The organism is Mesorhizobium sp. 131-3-5 (assembly GCF_016756575.1).
Classification (GTDB): Bacteria; Pseudomonadota; Alphaproteobacteria; order Rhizobiales; family Rhizobiaceae; genus Mesorhizobium; species Mesorhizobium jarvisii.
On record NZ_AP023254.1, the window covers coordinates 3,164,172 to 3,182,276 of the forward strand.

11 protein-coding genes are annotated in these 18,105 nt (G+C 62.7%); 5 read left to right on the plus strand and 6 right to left on the minus strand.

Going from position 1 to position 18,105, the window contains the following annotated elements:
• Positions 1–119: 119 nt before the first annotated feature.
• Complete coding sequence (gene htpG, locus JG747_RS15500) at positions 120–2,006, minus strand: molecular chaperone HtpG (protein ID WP_019859476.1); 1,887 nt, start codon at positions 2,004–2,006, stop codon at positions 120–122.
• A gap of 375 nt (positions 2,007–2,381) precedes the next feature.
• Positions 2,382–3,245 carry a hypothetical protein gene (locus JG747_RS15505; protein ID WP_244748404.1) on the minus strand — a complete coding sequence of 288 codons (864 nt, stop codon included), beginning with the start codon at positions 3,243–3,245 and terminating at the stop codon, positions 2,382–2,384.
• Here JG747_RS15505 and JG747_RS15510 point away from each other — a divergent pair.
• Complete coding sequence (locus JG747_RS15510; RefSeq protein ID WP_167626427.1) at positions 3,244–3,405, plus strand: hypothetical protein; 162 nt, start codon at positions 3,244–3,246, stop codon at positions 3,403–3,405. The genes JG747_RS15505 and JG747_RS15510 overlap by 2 nt on opposite strands.
• 19 nt (positions 3,406–3,424) lie before the next feature.
• Here JG747_RS15510 and JG747_RS15515 read toward each other — a convergent pair whose 3' ends face one another.
• A complete protein-coding gene (locus JG747_RS15515; RefSeq protein ID WP_019859474.1) occupies positions 3,425–3,586 on the minus strand; it encodes a hypothetical protein in 162 nt (53 codons plus the stop codon).
• Positions 3,587–3,606: 20 nt separating this feature from the next.
• Here JG747_RS15515 and JG747_RS15520 point away from each other — a divergent pair, with 20 nt between their 5' ends.
• The gene (locus JG747_RS15520; protein WP_236952355.1) at positions 3,607–3,888 is read left to right on the plus strand and encodes a hypothetical protein; all 282 of its coding nucleotides are present in this window, start codon (positions 3,607–3,609) and stop codon (positions 3,886–3,888) included.
• A gap of 41 nt (positions 3,889–3,929) precedes the next feature.
• On the opposite strand, the gene JG747_RS15525 is transcribed toward JG747_RS15520, so the two are convergent.
• Positions 3,930–4,904 (minus strand): nucleoside hydrolase, encoded by a 975-nt coding sequence (locus JG747_RS15525; RefSeq protein ID WP_069092645.1) that lies wholly within the window; start codon positions 4,902–4,904, stop codon positions 3,930–3,932.
• Between the two features lie 341 nt (positions 4,905–5,245).
• Between JG747_RS15525 and JG747_RS15530 the strand changes: the two genes are divergently transcribed.
• Together JG747_RS15530 and JG747_RS15535 are read left to right on the plus strand one after the other, a co-directional pair.
• A complete protein-coding gene (locus tag JG747_RS15530; RefSeq protein ID WP_141700958.1) occupies positions 5,246–6,475 on the plus strand; it encodes a hypothetical protein in 1,230 nt (409 codons plus the stop codon).
• Positions 6,476–6,515: 40 nt separating this feature from the next.
• Positions 6,516–7,325: a hypothetical protein gene (locus tag JG747_RS15535; protein ID WP_244748405.1), complete on the plus strand. Its 810-nt coding sequence runs from the start codon at positions 6,516–6,518 to the stop codon at positions 7,323–7,325.
• A 70-nt stretch (positions 7,326–7,395) separates the two neighbouring features.
• Here JG747_RS15535 and JG747_RS15540 read toward each other — a convergent pair whose 3' ends face one another.
• Positions 7,396–9,042: an acyl-CoA synthetase gene (locus JG747_RS15540; protein ID WP_202362150.1), complete on the minus strand. Its 1,647-nt coding sequence runs from the start codon at positions 9,040–9,042 to the stop codon at positions 7,396–7,398.
• 175 nt (positions 9,043–9,217) lie between these two features.
• Between JG747_RS15540 and JG747_RS15545 the strand changes: the two genes are divergently transcribed.
• On the plus strand, positions 9,218–10,774 hold the full coding sequence (locus JG747_RS15545) for a serine hydrolase (protein WP_202362151.1): 1,557 nt from the start codon (positions 9,218–9,220) through the stop codon (positions 10,772–10,774).
• Between the two features lie 1,241 nt (positions 10,775–12,015).
• Here the strand turns inward: JG747_RS15545 and JG747_RS15550 are convergent.
• Positions 12,016–17,748: an alkaline phosphatase D family protein gene (locus JG747_RS15550; RefSeq protein ID WP_202362152.1), complete on the minus strand. Its 5,733-nt coding sequence runs from the start codon at positions 17,746–17,748 to the stop codon at positions 12,016–12,018.
• Positions 17,749–18,105: the final 357 nt, after the last annotated feature.

Consider the following 18,105-nt stretch of genomic DNA (forward strand, 5'->3'; position numbering starts at 1 on the left):
GATCGCCCGATGTCTACACCAGGCGATTGAGCCAGCGGACATCGGGCGCGTCGCCGGCTGCGATCGCCGCCGGAAACACTGTCGGCGGACGGCATCGCAGCGGCTTCGGTAGGCGAAGCTCAGCCCTTCGCGATGCCGCGTGCGATCAGCCGTGCCAGGCGCTCGGAGAATGCCCTGGCGTCGGCCGGCTTGTCGCCGTCGAGCACGCGCGCCTCGTCGTAGAGAAGATGGGCCGCGTCGTCCTTGAAGGCCTGGTCCTCGTCGCCGAGGCCGGCCAGCGCCAGCACGCGCTCATGGCGTGGATTGATCTCCAGGATGGGCTTGGCCGCCTTGTCGAGGCGGCCGGCGGCGTTCATCAGCCGCTCGAACTGCCGGTCGGGACCATGCTCCGGAGCGACCAGGCAGACGGCGCTCTCGGTCAGGCGGTCGGAGGCCTTCACATCCGAGACGGCATCGCCAAGCGCCGATTTGACGAAGGCGAGGAAGCCGTCGACCTCGGGCGCTGCCGTCACATCCGGCTTCTTGGCGTCGTCGAGCAGCGGGATGTCGGACAGTTCGGCGACGCCTTGCGTCACCGACTTGAACGGCTTGCCGTCGAAGTCCGGCGCCATCGTCACCCAGAAACTGTCGACGGGGTCGGTCAAGAGCAGCACCTCGATGCCGCGTGCCTTGAAGCCTTCGAGCTGCGGCGAGGCTTCGAGCCGGGCGCGGTCGTCGCCGGCCATGAAGAAGATCGCCTTCTGGCCTTCCTTCATCGCCGCGACATAGTCGGCAAGGCCGCGCCAGCCTTCGCCCGAGGCGGTCGAATGGAAGCGGGCGAGCTTCAGCAATTGCTCGCGCCGCTCGTAATCCTCGTAGAGCCCTTCCTTCAGGACGACGCCGAAATTCTCCCAAATCTTGGCATAGGCCTCGGCCTCGTTCTCGGCCAGCTTGGCGAGGTCGCCGAGCACGCGGTTGGTCAGGCCCTTGCGGATGGAGGCCAGCAGCGGGCTTTCCTGGATCATCTCGCGCGAGACGTTGAGCGGCAGGTCGGCGGAATCGACCAGCCCACGCACGAAGCGCAGATAGCGCGGCAGAAGGTCGGCATCGTCGGTGATGAAGACGCGGCGCACATAGAGCTTCATGCGGCCCTTGCGGTCCTGGTCGAACAGATCGAACGGCCGCGAGCCCGGCACGAAGGCGAGCACCGAGTATTCCTGCCGGCCCTCGGCGCGGAAATGGATGGTGGCGGCCGGCTCGTCATACTGGCCGGCGACGCTGCGGTAGAAATCGGTGTATTCCTCTGGCTTGATCTCGCTCTTCGGCCGCACCCAGAGAGCCGTGCCATCGGCGATGTCGCGCGCCTCGGCGCCGGGCTTTTCGACGAGCGTGATCGGCACCGGCACATGGCCCGATTGCGACTTGGCCAGCTGCTCCAGCCGGTAGGAGCCGGTGTAGGATACGGCGTCGTCCATCAGATGCAGCACGACGCGGGTGCCTCGCTTCGGTGCGGCTTCAAGAGGGGCCGGCGCGATCTCATACGAACCCTTGCCGTCGGACGACCAGCGCCAGGCTTCCTCGCTTCCGGCGAGGCGGCTGATGACATCGACGCGGTCGGCCACCATGAAGGCGGAATAGAAGCCGACGCCGAACTGGCCGATGAGTTGCGTGTCCTCCGTGCCTGAGCCGACGCGCTCGATGAAGGCGCGCGTGCCCGAGCGGGCGATCGTGCCCAGCGCCTCGGCCATGTCGTCGCGGCTCATGCCGATGCCATTGTCCTCGACGGTGATCTCTTTGTTGTCCGGATCGGCCGAAATCGAAATGCGCGGCTTGGGATCGTCGCCCAGCAATTCGGGGTGGCTGACGGCCTCGAAACGCAGCTTCTCGCAAGCGTCGGCGGCGTTGGAGATCAGCTCGCGCAGGAATACGTCCTTGTCGGAATAGACCGAGTGCACCATCATGTGCAGCAGCCGCGAAACATCCGCCTCGAATGCCCTGGTTTCCGTCGCTTTCGTGTCCGTCGTCATTCAGATTTTCCCACGCTGTTCATCCGCCCGCCGCGCCGGGCGCGTTCGGGACTTTCCTTTCAACCATTTTTTGCGGTGCTGGCAACTGCGTTCAGTGTGCCAGCGCGCCGACGATATGGTGGTGGGATGCGAAGGCGACAAGAGGGCGCCTGCGGGCGAGACTATCGATCTCCCCCCTCGCGGGGGAGATGGCCGGCAGGCCAGAGGGGGGCGTGAAGGAACTCGGCCTTGCCTATTTGCTGGGCTCAGCGGTGACCGCATCTTCCAAAGGGTACAGCAATCCAACGCTATGAGACGTCGGCGGGTCAGCGCCCCCCTCTGCCCCGCCGGGCATCTCCCCCACGAGGGGGGAGATCGGCAGCGTCAGCGTCGCGCCTACTTCCCCGCCATGTGATCCGCCAGCGCCTGCGCCTGCGCAAGTAGCGCCGGGTAGGCCGGGGTATCCGGCAGGCTCTTGCCCATGCAGGCGCGGAAGTCGTTGTCGCCTTTCGTCCAGGCGGCGTTGGCGGCGTCGGATGTGTTTTCGTCGCTGTCGTCGGTGGCCTGCTTGGCGAGTTTCTGGGCGGCGGCGTCGGCGGCGGTCCACGCCGCGTCGCAGGCCGCGATCTTCGGGACGGGCGGTGTCGCGGGCGCTTCGGCGATCAGGACGCTGTTGCCCTTGACGACTGTGACGACGACCTCCTGGTCGGAGTTCGGTCCGATATCCTGTGCCCAACCGCCGAGGCGGGCGATCGCCATGTCGGCGCCGTCAGGCTTCTTGAGCGCGAAGTCGAGCGTGCCGGTGAAGGCGGCGTCGCTGCCGATGGCCTGGGTGTAGAAGGCATCGAGCTTCAGCGCCGCGTCGAAGCTGGTGGGCAGTTTGAGATCGGCGTCCGTCTCGGCGGCGCGCGACTTAAGCCAGTGCTCGACCAGCCCGCGCGTCGAGGCTACGATGCTGGGACCATCCTCGGTGCCGTGGCGCAGCCCGTCCAGCATGCCGAAGCCGACATCGGAGGAACTGAGGCTTTCGATGTTGATCTTGCCGGCGGCCGGAAAATCCTTGACCGTGAAAGGCCCGAGCAGGGCGGAAAGCCGCTTTTCGAGATCGGCGCGGGCCTTTTCATTGGCCGCATCGAGCGTCTCCACCGGTGCGTTCGTGCTCTCCATCGCCGCGATGTCGGCAATCGCCTTGTCGCGCGCGGCTATATAATCGTCCTCGGGCGAGGCGGCGAAGGCAGCACTGCTCGCAAGGGCACACATGACCGTCCAGACCAACCGCATGACAGAACCTTTCTTCGTGGCGGATCAACAGGCCAGGCAGCCATCGGGCAGCTTTGCGGCTATTGCGCGGCAGAAAACGCCGAGGCGAAACATCCTGAACGGGGAGGCATGGCAAGCGCTGCCATTAACCATCGATTAACTATCCGGTCGCCTTTGAATCAAATTTGTTGGATACTGTTTTTAGGCCAAACGAGGCTGCTCAAGAGGCCGGGGAAGACAGTAATTGCAAGCTTGGCGCGCCACTTTCGGTCGCGCGGCAGGCTGAAATCAAAGAAGAAGCGACGGACCACCGTCGCCTTGCGGGGAGGCGTCAGCATCATTCTTGATGAGGATCGCCAGAATGAAGATCGAAGACGCAGTGACCGCTGTAACAGCCGAGGCCAACGCGCTCATGTCCTGCCTCGGCCAGCCCGTGGTCGCCTATCACGTGACGGAAATCATGCGAGAGGCCAATCTGGAACACGCCAGGCGGATGCAACTCGCCCTGATGCAGCGAAGCATCGAGGCGCTGGTCGATGACGGGCTGGAGGATGTCGCCGCGGAGCGGTATGTTTCGCAGTTCCACGGTCATCTAGGCTCGACGTGGAGGCTGCTGCACGCTTCGGATGGCGTGGCGCATTGAAGGAATGGCTTACGGACCAGATCGTAGGGATACGGCTTGGCTCACGCCTTCTGCCTGGTCAGCCGCTCCAGCGCATCCACGATCAGGTCGCAAAACTTCGCGTGGTCCAGCTTCATCGCCACGGTGTGGCGGAAGTCGGTCTGCTCGCTCGCCGTGCCGCCGAAATGGCGCATGCCGCCCATTTTCTCGAAATTGCAGACCGTCATGCCCTTGGTCCAGCGGCCGGCGATTTCGACGCGGATGTCGGCCCTCTCGGTGATGAAGATGGTCGGGTCGATCATGGCCGCGACGCAGCAGGCGTCATGGATGGCGGGATACTCGATCTGCAGCAGGCCGCCATGCGTGGTCGCTATGAACGCCCAGATATCGAGGATGAACCTTGCCATCGGGCCGCCTATGGCGCGCACGCGGTCCTGCAGGTCCGGTGTGGCCAGTGCCTGGTGCGTGAGGTCGAGCCCGACCATGGTGACGTCCCAATCGGCGCGGAACACCACGTCGGCGGCCTCCGGGTCGGCATAGACGTTGAACTCCGCCGCGGGCGTGATGTTGCCCCGCGTAAAACTGCCGCCCATCGCGACGACCCGCTTCACCCGTTCGACGATGCGCGGGTCCTTGCGCACGGCGAGCGCGATGTTGGTGTAGGGACCGACCGGCACCAGCGTCACCGTCTTCGGCTCATGCGCCATGACCGTGTCGATGATGAAGTCGACGGCATGCCGCTTGTCGAGCTCGAACGAGGCGGGCGGCAGCACCGGGCCGTCGAGCCCGGTATCTCCGTGGATCTCGACGGCCAGCACCTGATCGATGATGAGCGGGCCGGGAGAGCCCTTCGCCACAGGCACCTTGATGCCATAGGCGGTGCACACGGAAAGCGCGTTACGCGTGGTGTTGTCGACATTGTGGTTGCCCGAAACGGTGGTGATGCCGAGGAGATCGATCTTGGGGTTTCCGGCCGCGAGCAGGATGGCGATCGCGTCATCATGCCCGGGGTCGCAGTCCAGGATGATCTTTTCCATGGTGGGCACCTCCCTTGTCGGCCGAACCTGTGGGCACAAGAGGCTGGCGCGCGCGCGCAGTCAAGGTTTTGCGCTCGACCACTCCAGAGTTCGTTTGCTCCCCGCGCGGGTCCGGACGGCCAAGCCTCTTTTGGAGACCGCCCGCCGGTGCATCGCCGTTGCTGATTCAGACAGAGCCGTCTTTGCCGCATGGAGCAGGGGAAAGCTTCATTCGTTCGTTCGAATGACAACAAGCAGGGAAATAGGAGGTAGCGTCCAGGTGACGCGGCATCCCAGCGCCGTGGCTCGAACTAAGTGGAGAATACGATCGCGGTGAGGGTCGCGCCAGGTGGAGTCAAGTGATGAATCATTTGCAGGGTACCAGGTCCAAATGTCTGCGCTTTGACTTCACCTTTACCGAACGACCGCCTTCGATTTTGCTTCACGGGATATGTGGCAGCGGGCGTAACGCCGTGCTGCCCCTCGTTTCGTCACTCCTCATTTTGCTGTTTGCGTCTCCGGCAAACAGCCAGCTGGCGCCCGATGCGTCCGCAACTGCCGCGGCCAATGGCCGTTCGCCGGTCGCGGTTTCGAACCGCACCGATATCGCGAAAGACGAGGGTGAGCAGGCCTTGCGCCGCGAACTGGCCGCGGCTCGGGCCGAGTTGGCCAGGCAAGCGCAGGCCCTGAAAGCGCAACAGCAGACGGACGCAGCGCTCACGCTCAATCTGGAGACGGCGCAGCGTGCCATCGAAGATTTCAGGGCGGAAGCCAGCCTCTGGGACAGCAAGAAAGCCTCTATGCCTGAAGCGCCTCCCTCCGGGGATGGCTCCCAGGCTGCCACGAAGCAGGCGCTTGATGAGCAAAGCCATAAGGTCGGGCTGCTGGAACAGGAACTCGCCACGGCTCGTCAGACGATCGATGCTCTCAAGACAGCGGCAAATCTGTCTGTGGCGCAGCAGGCCGAGGCCGTGAAAGACCGGCAACAGGCCGACGCCGCCGCGAAGCAGGCGCTGGATGAGGAGCGCCATAAGGTCGGGCTTATGGAACAGGAACTCGCCACGGCCCGTCAGACGATCGATGCGCTCAAGGCAGGCGCAAATCTGGCCGTTGTGGACCAGGCCAAGGCCGTGAAGGACCGACAACAGGCCGATGCCTCTTCAAACCAGGCTCGCAAAGCGCTCGAACTGGAACGTCAGCGAGCAGATTCAGCCATGCGTGACCTCGACATCGCCCGCAAGGAACGCGACACCCTGAAGCAGAGCTCGATGGATTTGAGCGCGGCGCTCGAACAGGAGCGCGAAAGAGCCAACGGCCTGGCACGCAGTCTCAGCGCCGCGCGCGAGGAAATCGACAGCGCCAAGATCGACAGTATGAAGGAAAAACGTCGGACCGCGGCCGCGGTGCGTGCGCCTAAAGCAGGTGCCTCCAAGACCGCGCTCGCAAGTTCACCGTCGCGCCCGGTTGCAGCCCGTAAGCCGGGCGTGCTGAAAAAACGCAAGGTGAAGGGTCCAAAGCCGCCGCAGCCTGTCATGATGGCAACCTTCGCTCTTCCCCCCGCATTGCTGCCAACCCGACCACTTTCGCAGTGAAAGACAGGTGAGCGAAATGCACGGCGCAGGGAGGATGACATTGAAAAAATACTTCGTGGCCGCGTTGACGATCGGCATCGCGATCGGGCCTGCCTCGGCTCTCGATGCGGGTTTAGGCGGTAAAGTCGGCGGCGTCGGGATAGGCGCCGGAGTGAGCGCCGGTTCGCAAGGCGCATCCGTAGGGGTGGGCGCGAGCGTAGGCGGTGTCGGCGGAGCAAATGTCGGCGCTTCGGTCGGCGCAGGCAACGTAGGCGTCAGTGCCAGCGGTAACGTTGGCTCCGCAAGCGTCAGTGCCGGCGGTAACGTTGGCTCCACAGGCGGAGGCCTTTCGACAGGTGTCGGCCTGGGCGCCGATCCATCCGCCGAAAACGGATCGGCGGCCGCTGCCAGCGGTTCGGCCGCCACGGCAGCCAGTTGTTCTGCCGCGACGGGCACGGGTTCTGCCGCGACGGGCACTGGATCTGCCGCGACGGCCACTGCCACGACCGCCACTGCCAGGACCTCCAGGCCATCGATCGCCCTGCCGCCCGTCCTCAGGCCTTCCAGAGCCGGCCAGGGCGACCTCACCAGGGGATATCCCTTTGCACCCCTGGAAGCACTGAAAGCGAAACCCGGCACGCCAGTCGCGGTCGTGCAAGCCTGTCGCGCGGCGATCCTGTCCGCCGCCAAGCCGCTTGGCGCCGTCCGTGTCCGCGCGGTCAGCGCAGGTGCCTTGCGTCGACGTGGGGGGGCGCTGACGGCGCCGATCCAAGTGCGAATAGACTATGCGGGACGCGGTGGCATCGAAATCCGGCAAGCGCAAGTCGGCTGTCGCCTCGATGCGGCGGGCAGGGTGATAGCGGTAAAATAGACCCGATCTGCAACAGGGCACGCGGCGCTCCGCCGGCGTCGCCCGAGTTGGGCCGGCATATGCGGCCCCGCTACCCCTTCCGCTTCTCCACCTCAGCCTTCCGCAGCAGGAACCGCTGGATCTTGCCGCTCGGCGTCTTCGGCAATTCCGCGACGAAATCGATTTCGCGCGGATAGGCGTGGGCCGAAAGCCGCTTGCGGACATGTTGCGCCAGTTCCTCGGCCAGTTCCGGGCTACCCTGATAGGCGGGCGCTAGGATGACGAAGGCCTTGACGATCTCGGTGCGCTGCGGGTCGGGCACGCCGACCACCGCCGCCTCGTTGACCGCGGGATGTTCGATGAGCGCGCTTTCGACGTCGAAGGGGCCGATGCGATAGCCCGACGAGGTGATGACATCATCGGCGCGGCCGATGAAGGAGATCGAGCCGTCCGGCTCATATTCCACCGTGTCGCCGGTGCGGTAATAGCCGCCTGCGATCGCCGGCGTCTCGGCCTGGTGGTAGCCGTCGAACCAGCGCAGCGGCGAGTTGGCGATGTCGACGGCGAGGATGCCGGGCTGGTTGGGGCCGAGCTCGTTGCCTTCATCGTCCAGCACCACCATGCGATAGCCAGGCATGGCAAAGCCGGCAGAGCCCGCGCGCACGGAATGCGAAAGCCCATGGTGGTTGTTGACCATCATGCCGTTTTCGGTCTGGCCGTAATGGTCGTGGATAGGGGCGGCGAGATGGGCGTCGAACCAGCGGATCACTTCCGGGTTGAGCGGCTCGCCGGCGCTGCTCACCACCCGCAGCCGTCCCTTGATGGGGGCGGCAGCTACAGGCCCTTCGGCGAGCAGCAGGCGGAAGGCGGTGGGCGAGCCGGCAAGGCTGGTGACGCCGAGCCGCTCGATGATTTCATAGGTGCTTCCGGCGGCGAAGGCGCCTTCATTGAAGGTGGTGGCGATGCCGAGCAGCAGCGGGCCTGTAATGGCGTAGTAAAGGCCATAGGCCCAGCCGGGATCGGCGATGTTCCAGAAGACGTCGTCGGGGCGCAGTCCGATCGCATCGCGCATGTAGGCGCCGAAGGCCAGCAGCGCGCTGAGCGGCACCGGCACGCCCTTGGGCAGGCCCGTCGTGCCTGATGTCGACATCATCATGAACAGGTCGTCCCCCTTGCGCATGACGGGTTTGCAATCGGGGGAGGCAGAGGCAAGCGCGGCGCGGAAGTCGATGTCGCCCTGGGGCAAGGCATCGCCAGCACCAAGAATGGTGGCGATCGGCGGGCAGTTCTCGATCTCGTCGAGCTTGCCGCGATTGGCCGGATTGGTCACCACCAGCTTGGCGCCGCTGTAGCCGAGGCGGTGCTCGATCGCCTTCGGGCCGAAGGCGGTGAACAAGGGCTGGTAGACGGCGCCGATGCGCCAGGTGCCGAGGATGAGCGCGACGAGTTCGGGAATGCGCGGCAGCATGCCGGCGACGACATCGCCGGGACCCACGCCTGCATCCTTGAGCAGGTTGGCGACGCGGCCCGACATATCGGCGAGGTCGTCGAAGCTGAACAGCCGGAGTTCGCCACCGGCCGAGATCGCGCGCAGCGCCAGCCGGTTCTCACCGGTATGGCGGCCGCAGCATTCGACATAGGCGTTGATGCCGGTCGCCGGGTCGCCGTCAAGCCTGGCGATCTCATCCTCGATGCGAAAGCGCGCGACGGCGTCCTCGTAGCGTGGCAAGCCGGTCATGTCAGTCCTCCCTGGCGGCGCTCCATCTCCCCATGGCGCGCCTTCATCAGTCAGATTGCCTGAAATCGTGGTGATGGTCGATTGCGACGAAGGTGGACCGTGAGGCGGCAGGCATTGGCCTCGGTTGCACCGGCCTGTATCATAGCCAGGTGAATGCAGGAGAGGAGGCTCGGACGTGCGGCTGGAACGGAACCTCTGCCACTGGCGAATCTGGCTCTGCATCGCCGTGCTGGCGCTTTGGCCGCGTGCTGCGTCGGCCGACGCCATTACGCCGGAGCGCATCGCTGTCGCCTTGTCGAAGCTCGAAGCGCTCGCCCAAGGCGCTGTCGCGGGCGGCGGGGTGCCCGGTCTCGCCATCGCGGTGGTGCACGACGATGACGTGATCCTCCTGAAGGGTTTCGGCCATCGCCAGGCCGGCAAGCCGGAGGCGGTCGACGCCGACACGGTGTTCCAGATCGCCTCGCTTTCCAAGCCGGTCTCAGCCACCGTCGTGGCGGCGCTGGTCAGCGACGGGATCGTGTCCTGGGATTCGAAGATCGCTGACCTCGATCCGGCCTTCCGGCTGGCCGATCCCTATCCGACCAGCCAACTCACCGTCCGCGACCTGTTTTCGCACCGCAGCGGACTGCCCGGAACCGCCGGAGACGACCTCGAGGACATAGGCTACGACCGCGCCGAAATCCTGCATCGCCTGCGGTTCGTGCCGCCATCGTCGAGCTTCCGTGCCGGCTACTCCTACAGCAATTTCGGATTGACCGAGGGCGCCGTCGCGGCCGCCATGCCGACAGGCAAGTCCTGGGAGGAGGTCGCCGAGGAGAAGCTCTACCGACCGCTTGGCATGGCCTCGACCAGTTCCCGTCATTCGGACTTCGTCAAGCACGCCGATCGTGCCGCGCTGCACATCAAGGTCGATGGCGCCTGGGCCGCCAAGATAGAGCGCAATCCGGATGCGCAGGCGCCCGCGGGCGGCGTCAGCTCGACCGCGCGCGATCTTTCGCAATGGGTGCGCCTCATCCTCGGCAACGGGGTCTATGCCGGCAAGACGCTGATAGCGGCCGATGCGCTTGATCAGACGCATGTGCCGCTGATGACGCGCGGCAAGAACCCTGTCTCCGGTGGCGCGTCCTTCTACGGCCTCGGCTGGAATGTCGAATTCGGCCGGCATGGCTTGAGCTGGGGCCATGCGGGTGCCTTCAGCGTCGGCGCACGCACGCTGGTGACGATCTTCCCGCAGGAGAAGCTTGGCATCGTCATCGTCGCCAACGCCTTCCCGACAGGCGTGCCGGAAGGGCTGTCCGACAGTTTTGCGGACCTGGTCTTCGAGGGTTCGGTCCAGAAGGACTGGGTCAAGGCATGGGACGATATCTATGCCGGAATGTTCGGCCCGGCGGTCGCGGCGGCCAAGGCCACCTATGCCGCGCCGCCATCTCCGGCAAGGCCAGCCAGGCCGGCAAGTGCCTATGCCGGCCGCTACGCCAACGACTTCTTCGGCAATGCTGTCGTGGCGAGTGCCGGAGACGGCCTTGTGCTCAAGGTCGGCCCGGCCGGCGCCCGGTCCTATTCCCTGGCGCATTACGACGGTGATCTTTTTCTGACCTTCCCCGATGCCGAGACACCGGACAGGCCAACCAGCGTGAGCTTCGTCCTCGGCCCCGACGGCAAGGCGTCGGCCATCACTATAGGCTTCCTCGACGACAATCATCTGGGCACGCTGCGGCGTGTGGGTGACTAGGGGCTGACAGGGGCAACGAGCGGCGCCCGGTCGCAGATCTTGTGCCGCAGCTCATCGTTCCAGATATACTTGCGCGATGTCGGATCGTCGCAAAGATTGATGCGATGGTTCACCGCACCGTACTGCCACAACACGATCGCGATGGACGATAGTGCCAGCGCTGGAAGCAGTCCCCACCTGACAAGCGATCGGATTTTTCTCACGGCGCATTACTGAGGTAGACTTTACGAAAACGAAAACGACGTCCACTTTGCGCCTGCATTGCGGACGCTACGCGGAGCTCGATTGCATTCCCATCTGCAGACATTGGGGCCTTGGGTGCCGGTCCGAATAGGTTTGAAATGTCCGCTACCGGTCTACAATCGTATCACGCGGAGCGGCACATCATGGACCACTTGAATCTGCTGCAAAAATCGCTGCGTGTGGCAGGCTAATTGGCTGGGGCAACAGCGATCTAACCGAGACTCTCGGCTCTGCACTGCGCCGGGTTGCTCCAGAAGGCTCCGGCATAGCGACCCATCGCGCCAAGTTGCGCGGCGAGCATGTGATATCCTTGGTGAACGGTGGCTCCTTGGTCTTTAGCGATCTGCAGGAGTTCTGTTTCGGCCGGGTTCATCATTGCTTCATTGTCGCCTCTGACAGGCATTGTCTAATTTTGCTTGATGCCATGCGGACGACTGCTTTTGCCATTCAATAGCAGACCGACCGCTTCCAGCCCATTTCAGACATTCGGTCTCAAGCGCACAGCTCCAACGGCCGACGGATTCCAACTGCCGGTGGCGCTATAGTTTGGCTAATTGGTCATGCCGCAGGCAAATCTTGCCGCGGATGGTCAATCATCCGGGTTCTTCGACATACGGTTGGTTCATCTCGGTCAGATGATGCGGAAGAAGGAGCCGTCATGCCGACATGAGCGATTCAATCTACCTGTCGCTACACCGAAATGTGGCTCGACCTTCGGCCCACTCACCTGGAATCAGTTCGGCATCCCGATTATAGCGCGCACAATGGGTTTGCGCCTTTCCGGCGACGGCCTGCATCCCGTCTGCCGTGACGTTCAGATAAGTGATGCTACGCGGAGTGGCTGCCAACTCCTTTGTTTGGCAACCACTAAGGCAAAGCCAACAACAACGAACCATGCCAATTGTTGGGTGCGAGCGCCTGTCTCCGTTTCGGTTTCAAGGATGTGCATTGGATCGTTTCTGCTGTTGTAAGCGTCGACCACGCGCTCAGCGCTGCGCTCACAGTGTGAGCGGCGGCAGCGCTCCATGGGCAAACTCGCAATCGAGGTTCCAAATCCCGGCGTTCTGGCGTACGCGCAAAAATGTCGCGCCGTCGCCAGCGGGTGGCGGTATCGCGTTGACGACGCACTTGTAGGTGGATGCGCCGTCCACGATATCGAACGTCTCGCTCATGACGATGTCCGCGTCGATACTGTTTGCAAACGGAAAGGGAGCGTATAGCGCGGCGGTGTGTACGGAATGCACGCGGGTGATTGAGTTGCCGGAGGCATCAAGCAGGTCCACGGTGGCGACATAGCCCCGATGTTCGTCGCCCGACAGAAACACTACGTGATCAATTTTGTTGACGGCGATATGAGCGAGCACCTCGCGCAGCGTGTTCGGATATCCGTCCCAGCCGTCGGAATGTATCGCACTCAGATTTGAGGGGTCGAGGCGTTCATCACGTTGCACCGCGCGCCGATGACGCGGGAGCAGCATGGCCGACGACACGACGAACTTCGGCAGGAAATGGGACCCAGACTTTCGCAGCAGCCAACGTTTGAGTTCGCGCATGGTCCCCGGTGCAAACAACTCGGCACTCGCCAGACTCCCGACCCTGCGATGGGACCGTTCCGTACGTGTGTCGAGCATGAAGAAGTCAAAGCCATCGAATTTGAAGGTCCTTCTCCTGAACATTCCACGCTGGTATTTCCAATACGCCTTTAGGCCTAATGTTTTCTTCTCTTTGTTCTCGTTGTCGTCGGGGATCGCCTCCCAGTTGTCGTCGATCTCGTGGTCGTCGAGCAACATGAACGACGGAATCCGGCGCAATGCGTTGCGCACGTTCCGGTTTCGCAACCACGCCTCATAAGGCAGACGATATCGATCATCATGCGAACGCGGATCGTAGAGCCCAGCGGTCGGGTCGACATACACCTGGTCGCCTGCGAATACGGCAAACCGCGGCTTGATCCCCCCGCTCGCCTCGAGCCGCGCGACTATCTCGCCATAGGAACGGTATGCCACAGGCTCATCGATGAACCCAGCGGGATACTGGCACGATGCGAGCAAGAAACTTGTCCCGCCCGGTACGGGGGTTGGAGGCGGATACTGCGGCGGATCGTATGGGATAACGCCGTCCATGAGGTCGCGATCCTGCTCTATCAAGCGTGGGAGTGCGGCCACCCCGGTCGGCGTCTTCACCTCGAACCGCAGTGACGTCATAGTCCCGGGCGTGACCCCCGGCTGCAACGTAACGTCACGAGTGCCGTTGTTCTTGGAGTAGCCTTTCGACCGTGCGCTGAGTGGCTCGAGCAGCCGCGATGCGGCGTCCGCGATTATCTTGAATTGCGCGAACGTCTCCTTGCCTCCGACTATCCCGTCCTCAACAAATTTCTTCGGATCGAGCCGAAGGACAGTTTCGTCCACCGCGATGGCTCGGAAGTAACCGTCTGGTAACCCAACCTCGAGGGGCGGCAATACCTTGGGGTCGGGATAGGCGAGCAGCACGAGAAGCGCGTTGCCGGGATGAGCCGCGTCGTAGTTCGGCATCAGGGTCGGCAACGGAACTTCGAACGCGGCCCATCTATTAGCCGCTAGCTTCGGCGACTTGTAGACCACTATATGGTTGACGATGTAATTCTGTTCCCAGGGTGCGACCGGGTTATCTGGCCGCAGAATTTGGCCGCCGACAAGTTGGATGCGCAGCATCAGTGCAGCCTCGGGTGCTCGAAGCGACGGCATCGCCCCGACCCGCACCACGAGCGCCGGCGTTTGCGGCCGCTCCTCGGTGATGATTGGCCCTATCCACGGGGGATATGCCGTCATCTCCGTGTCAGGTTGGACCTGGCGAGCGGGGCTAGGGTCGTCCAGGAATTGCTCGATCTCCCGGAACGTGGCGTGCCTTGTCGTGCCGACCAGCGCATCCTGATGCCCGGCCCCCGGATTGATCCACGACCGGCGGTAGTCGCGCCCGGCGTCATCGAGGATCTGCGACATGCGGTCCAACGTCGATACGTGCGACAACCCGTTCTCCGCACCGTGCACGCTAAATGTCGGAAAATTCCAGTGCTCAACAAATGTCTCGCGTGAGACGAGCTGGTTCTGGCCTCTGAAATTCGTCATCATCGAGTAGCGCGCGAAATGCAGTGCCGTCGACACGGTCCTCAAGCTTAGCGCGCCGAAATGCTCATCGATGTAGCGCAGCATCTCTGGTTCCATGTTGGCTACGTTGAAGTCCCGGCCGTAAAGCGCGTCCATGCGATGCCGCGTCCGAGTCCAAGGTGTACGTTTCCACGGCCAGAGTGGATTCTCGATTTCGAACTCCCCGACGGGATAGGGCATCGTTGAGAGCACCCGATCCAAGAGGTCATCGGCAAGCGTCGGATTCTTGGGATTGAATTCATAAGTGTCAGGAAGGAAATCGATCAGATACCGTACCACATAGGCGCGGAAGACGTTTGCCGGTGAGAAGACGACGAGCGGCCCGACCTGCGTGAACGCTGCTCGATGAACCAGATTATCGATCTTGCCTCCGAGCACAGCGATGCTGAACACGATGGTCCCCATGCAGTGCGCGACGACGTCGACCTTGTGGTCGAAAGACTCGCCGGCTGCCTTCACTATCACTTTCCGTACGTCTTGGTTGCCTATCTGGTCGAAGCTCCACGCGTCCTTTGCGGTGCGATGGACAGGGCTGGTCCTGAGATCGGCGACCCATACGTCGCGTCCACTTTTCCAAAGATGGCTCGCAAAATTCGGGTTCACCGCGTGATGAGCAAATGTGGTGCCCCCGGCGCTGTAGCCATGCAGCATCACGACCGGCCTTTTTTTGGTGCCGGGATGCGGATAACGCGTGACCAGCACTTTGCCCCGAGTAGGCTTGCCACCGATGTCCGGCTTCCTTGACCCGATCGGTATATCGATGATCTGCGCCTGGACTGAGCCAACCCCCGGGAGTTGCAGATTGGTGGGCGGCCGGAAATCGACGACGTCGTTTGCTGGGTCGACGTCCTTGTCGGGCGATCGAAAGCTCCAGATATGCTGGCCAAGCAGCAATCGCACGAAGTAACCTAGGAAAGCGGCAAGCTCGCCGATTGTGGCGACGCCGTCGCGCTGTCGCGTTACCCGAAACAGCGGCACGCCGATGCGGGCGAGATAACCCACGTCGAGTTTCAGCACGCAGTCGGCGGTGCTGCTCAGCCCAGGGAAACGTTCCAGCGAGACCTCCATGAGCTGGCGCCACGGATTGCAGCACCTCTCATAGGTGAAGGTTTTGGTGCCGACGATACGGTCGCCGGACAGTAGCAATTTGGCGTGCGCATCTGGTGGGCCGATCCTGAGATCGTACACGAGTGCTCGGATCTCGCCGGAACGGCTGGCGATCGCAAGGCCCGACTTAACGCGACTGAATAATCCTGGGCGGGATCCTGGGCCGACGTCATCGCCGACAATTGCCTGGTAGATATCGCGCAGGCCTCGATTCAGAACCCATGCCTTGCCCGCGCGCCACATGCGACCCAACACCCAGGTCTTCTGGCGCTCAAGCACCTTCAGGGTGCCCGTGAGTGGCGCGCTGAATTCAGCGATAGCTTCGAGTTTCTGTTCCCTTAGGCCTGCCGGATCCCAGCTCTTCTCGAGCAGATCCCAATCGGTTTGCGGGAACATGCGTATCATGCTGCGGGACAACAGCTCCGACTGGTCCGTGGCAACGTTCAACGTGGGGTCACCGCCATTGCTCGGCGTCAGATCGGCGAGCGCCGTGGGCCCAAAGCGCAGCGTCAATTCGACTACATACTCACGGTTTTCCCCATTTTTCAGCTTCACGCGCAAAGGGCCAACAAGCCGCTCGACGATTTCGACTTCCGTCCGGGGTGGTAGCGCCGGAGCATCGGTCGAGCGAAACACCGGTCGGGTCAGCGGAGCGCCGGCTACGGCGCGTCGTCCCAAGTCGTAGCCCCAGTCTTTGGCGAGCTTCTCAGCGGCGCGCAACGCAATCGCTGAGATGGTAAGTGCGGGATTCGTTCCGAGCGCGGTAGGGACGATCGAACCGTCAAGCACCACCAGACCGTCGTGGACGGCGCTTGTATTGTTCGTCGAGAACACCCGGCCGAGATGATCTACGACGCCCATCGCCCCAGTGTCGGCCATGGTGCAGCCGCCGAGCGGATGAACGGTTGTCAACGGCCCTCGTTTTTCCTGGAGAAGCCAAGTATGTTTTGACGGCAGTAGCTTCCAGAGAGGGTTCGCTATGACGCGTCCGCCCGAGTTCTTGGTGAGACCGGCGATCACCTCGATCTGCTTGTCGAAGACGGGCAGGTTCGGCAGCGTGCTCCAACGCATTCGCGCGATGCCGTCGCGGTCGCGGTCGGCAGGCGCCGCACCGTCCCTGTCGGCAATCCGAGCAGGCTCGAGTTCGATCGTACCAGCCGCTCCGTCGTCGGACATCACGGCGTAGAGCGCGGAACGCTCGATGCGTTGGTCCGACACGACATAGGCATCGTCTTTTGGGAAGCCTTGCTGGTGGGTTGACCAGTCGATCTCGTCGAGGGTGTGCAAGGTATTGACCGTCGCAAAAATTTCCGCGAATGCGATGCGAAGGGACGCCGGGACTGACATCTCCTCGATGAGAACGCCCGCTTCCTCGCGCAGGTCGATGATGCCCGTGATCGTCGGGCCGATCGCACGTCTGGATGGCTGGGTGGCATCGTTGGCTACGGTGTTGACGGATGCCCTGGTGCCATAGTCGGCGATCAGCATGTCACCGTTGGTCGAGCATCGCTTGCCGAGTTGTGCGCTCGAGAGCGGCAGGCCGATGATCTGCGATCGAAGCATTATCTCGGTGGATCCCAGCGTGCCTGCCGCCAACACCACCTTACCTGCCCGAACCCGCAATACGTCGCCGTCACGAGCACGAAGCGCGGCGTTGGTATGGACGCTGTTGACGATCCAGCCGGTCGTGCCGTCCTTCTCGATGCTTAGCACCGTCGCGCCGCTAAATATTTCTGCGCCTCTCTGCTGGGCACGCACGAGCAGATTGACATCGAGCGAGTTCTTTGCGCCGAAATTGCAGCCCGTTGCACAATCACCGCAACGCAGGCATTGGCTGAGTTTGACGTTGCCCGAGCTTTTAGTGTTGTTAGCCATCGCGACGGTGATCGCCGCTGGTCGGAAATTGTTGCGCGGCGCAATATCTCTGATTGATGTAAATTTTTGCGGCGCACCATCGACGTGGCTCTCGATTGTGTTCCGTGCACCATTTATGCTCCCGCCAAGCATGTCCGCCGCGCGCTTGAAGAATGACTTCCAGTCGGGCAAGCTCGCAAGTTGGCTCGGCCACCCCGTCTGGAATACCTTCTGCAAGGGGATTTCCATCACACCGGCATTGATCAGCGAGCCGCCGCCGATTCCACTGGCAACGACCGTTGTCACCTCAGGTCCAAGCCTGACGTCGAAGAGACCTTCCTTGTTTTTCTCGTGCCGAATGTGGCCTGGCAGTTCACCCAGACCGGTGGGGAACGAACCCGGCAAGTATTCCTTGCCGCGCTCCAGCACGCCCACGGTAACTGGTACTCCGTTCTTACGGCGGCCTGCAAATGTGGCCGCAGCGATCGCACCGCCGTAACCGCTGCCAATGATCAGGACGTCGAAGTGCTGGACCGCAGGGGTCTTTCGGACGCGATCGATGAGATGCTCAAAACCCTGAGAGATCCAAGCCGTTCGCGAGTTCGTGTCGAGCCCCGCGTCCCTCATCACAATCTCCCGGCGGCTATGTGCGAGCCATCACGAAGCGGTGAGAGGTTGAAGAAGCCTGCGTCCCCTATCTGCGGGAGGTCATCCGCCAATAAGTCGAAGTGGCACGAAACCCAGACCATTGCACACCCGACGGGTGCGAGAAAGTCGATCGGCATGGACGTTTGCCCCCTCAACGACCGCCAAATCATATATGAAAATTGGTGTATTGGCAGGAGGTAAAGTGGCGTATCGTAAATACGAGTTGGTTTGCTATTTGCGTCGAGGTATTCGGCGTCCGTGTCAAATTTGTCTGTACAACTATAGGTAGGAGGTCATGGGGGGTAGTTGTGAGCTACTTGGGAGTTTGCTGCCATT

What these genes read in the sequence shown, in the direction of transcription:
- JG747_RS15525 (WP_069092645.1), bottom strand. Translation starts at nt 4,904, where the DNA reads ATGGAAAAGATCATCCTGGACTGCGACCCCGGGCATGATGACGCGATC.
- JG747_RS15530 (WP_141700958.1), top strand. Translation starts at nt 5,246, where the DNA reads ATGAATCATTTGCAGGGTACCAGGTCCAAATGTCTGCGCTTTGACTTC.
- htpG (WP_019859476.1), bottom strand. Translation starts at nt 2,006, where the DNA reads ATGACGACGGACACGAAAGCGACGGAAACCAGGGCATTCGAGGCGGAT.
- JG747_RS15515 (WP_019859474.1), bottom strand. Translation starts at nt 3,586, where the DNA reads ATGATGCTGACGCCTCCCCGCAAGGCGACGGTGGTCCGTCGCTTCTTC.
- JG747_RS15520 (WP_236952355.1), top strand. Translation starts at nt 3,607, where the DNA reads ATGAAGATCGAAGACGCAGTGACCGCTGTAACAGCCGAGGCCAACGCG.
- JG747_RS15505 (WP_244748404.1), bottom strand. Translation starts at nt 3,245, where the DNA reads ATGTGTGCCCTTGCGAGCAGTGCTGCCTTCGCCGCCTCGCCCGAGGAC.
- JG747_RS15550 (WP_202362152.1), bottom strand. Translation starts at nt 17,748, where the DNA reads ATGAGGGACGCGGGGCTCGACACGAACTCGCGAACGGCTTGGATCTCT.
- JG747_RS15510 (WP_167626427.1), top strand. Translation starts at nt 3,244, where the DNA reads ATGACCGTCCAGACCAACCGCATGACAGAACCTTTCTTCGTGGCGGAT.
- JG747_RS15540 (WP_202362150.1), bottom strand. Translation starts at nt 9,042, where the DNA reads ATGACCGGCTTGCCACGCTACGAGGACGCCGTCGCGCGCTTTCGCATC.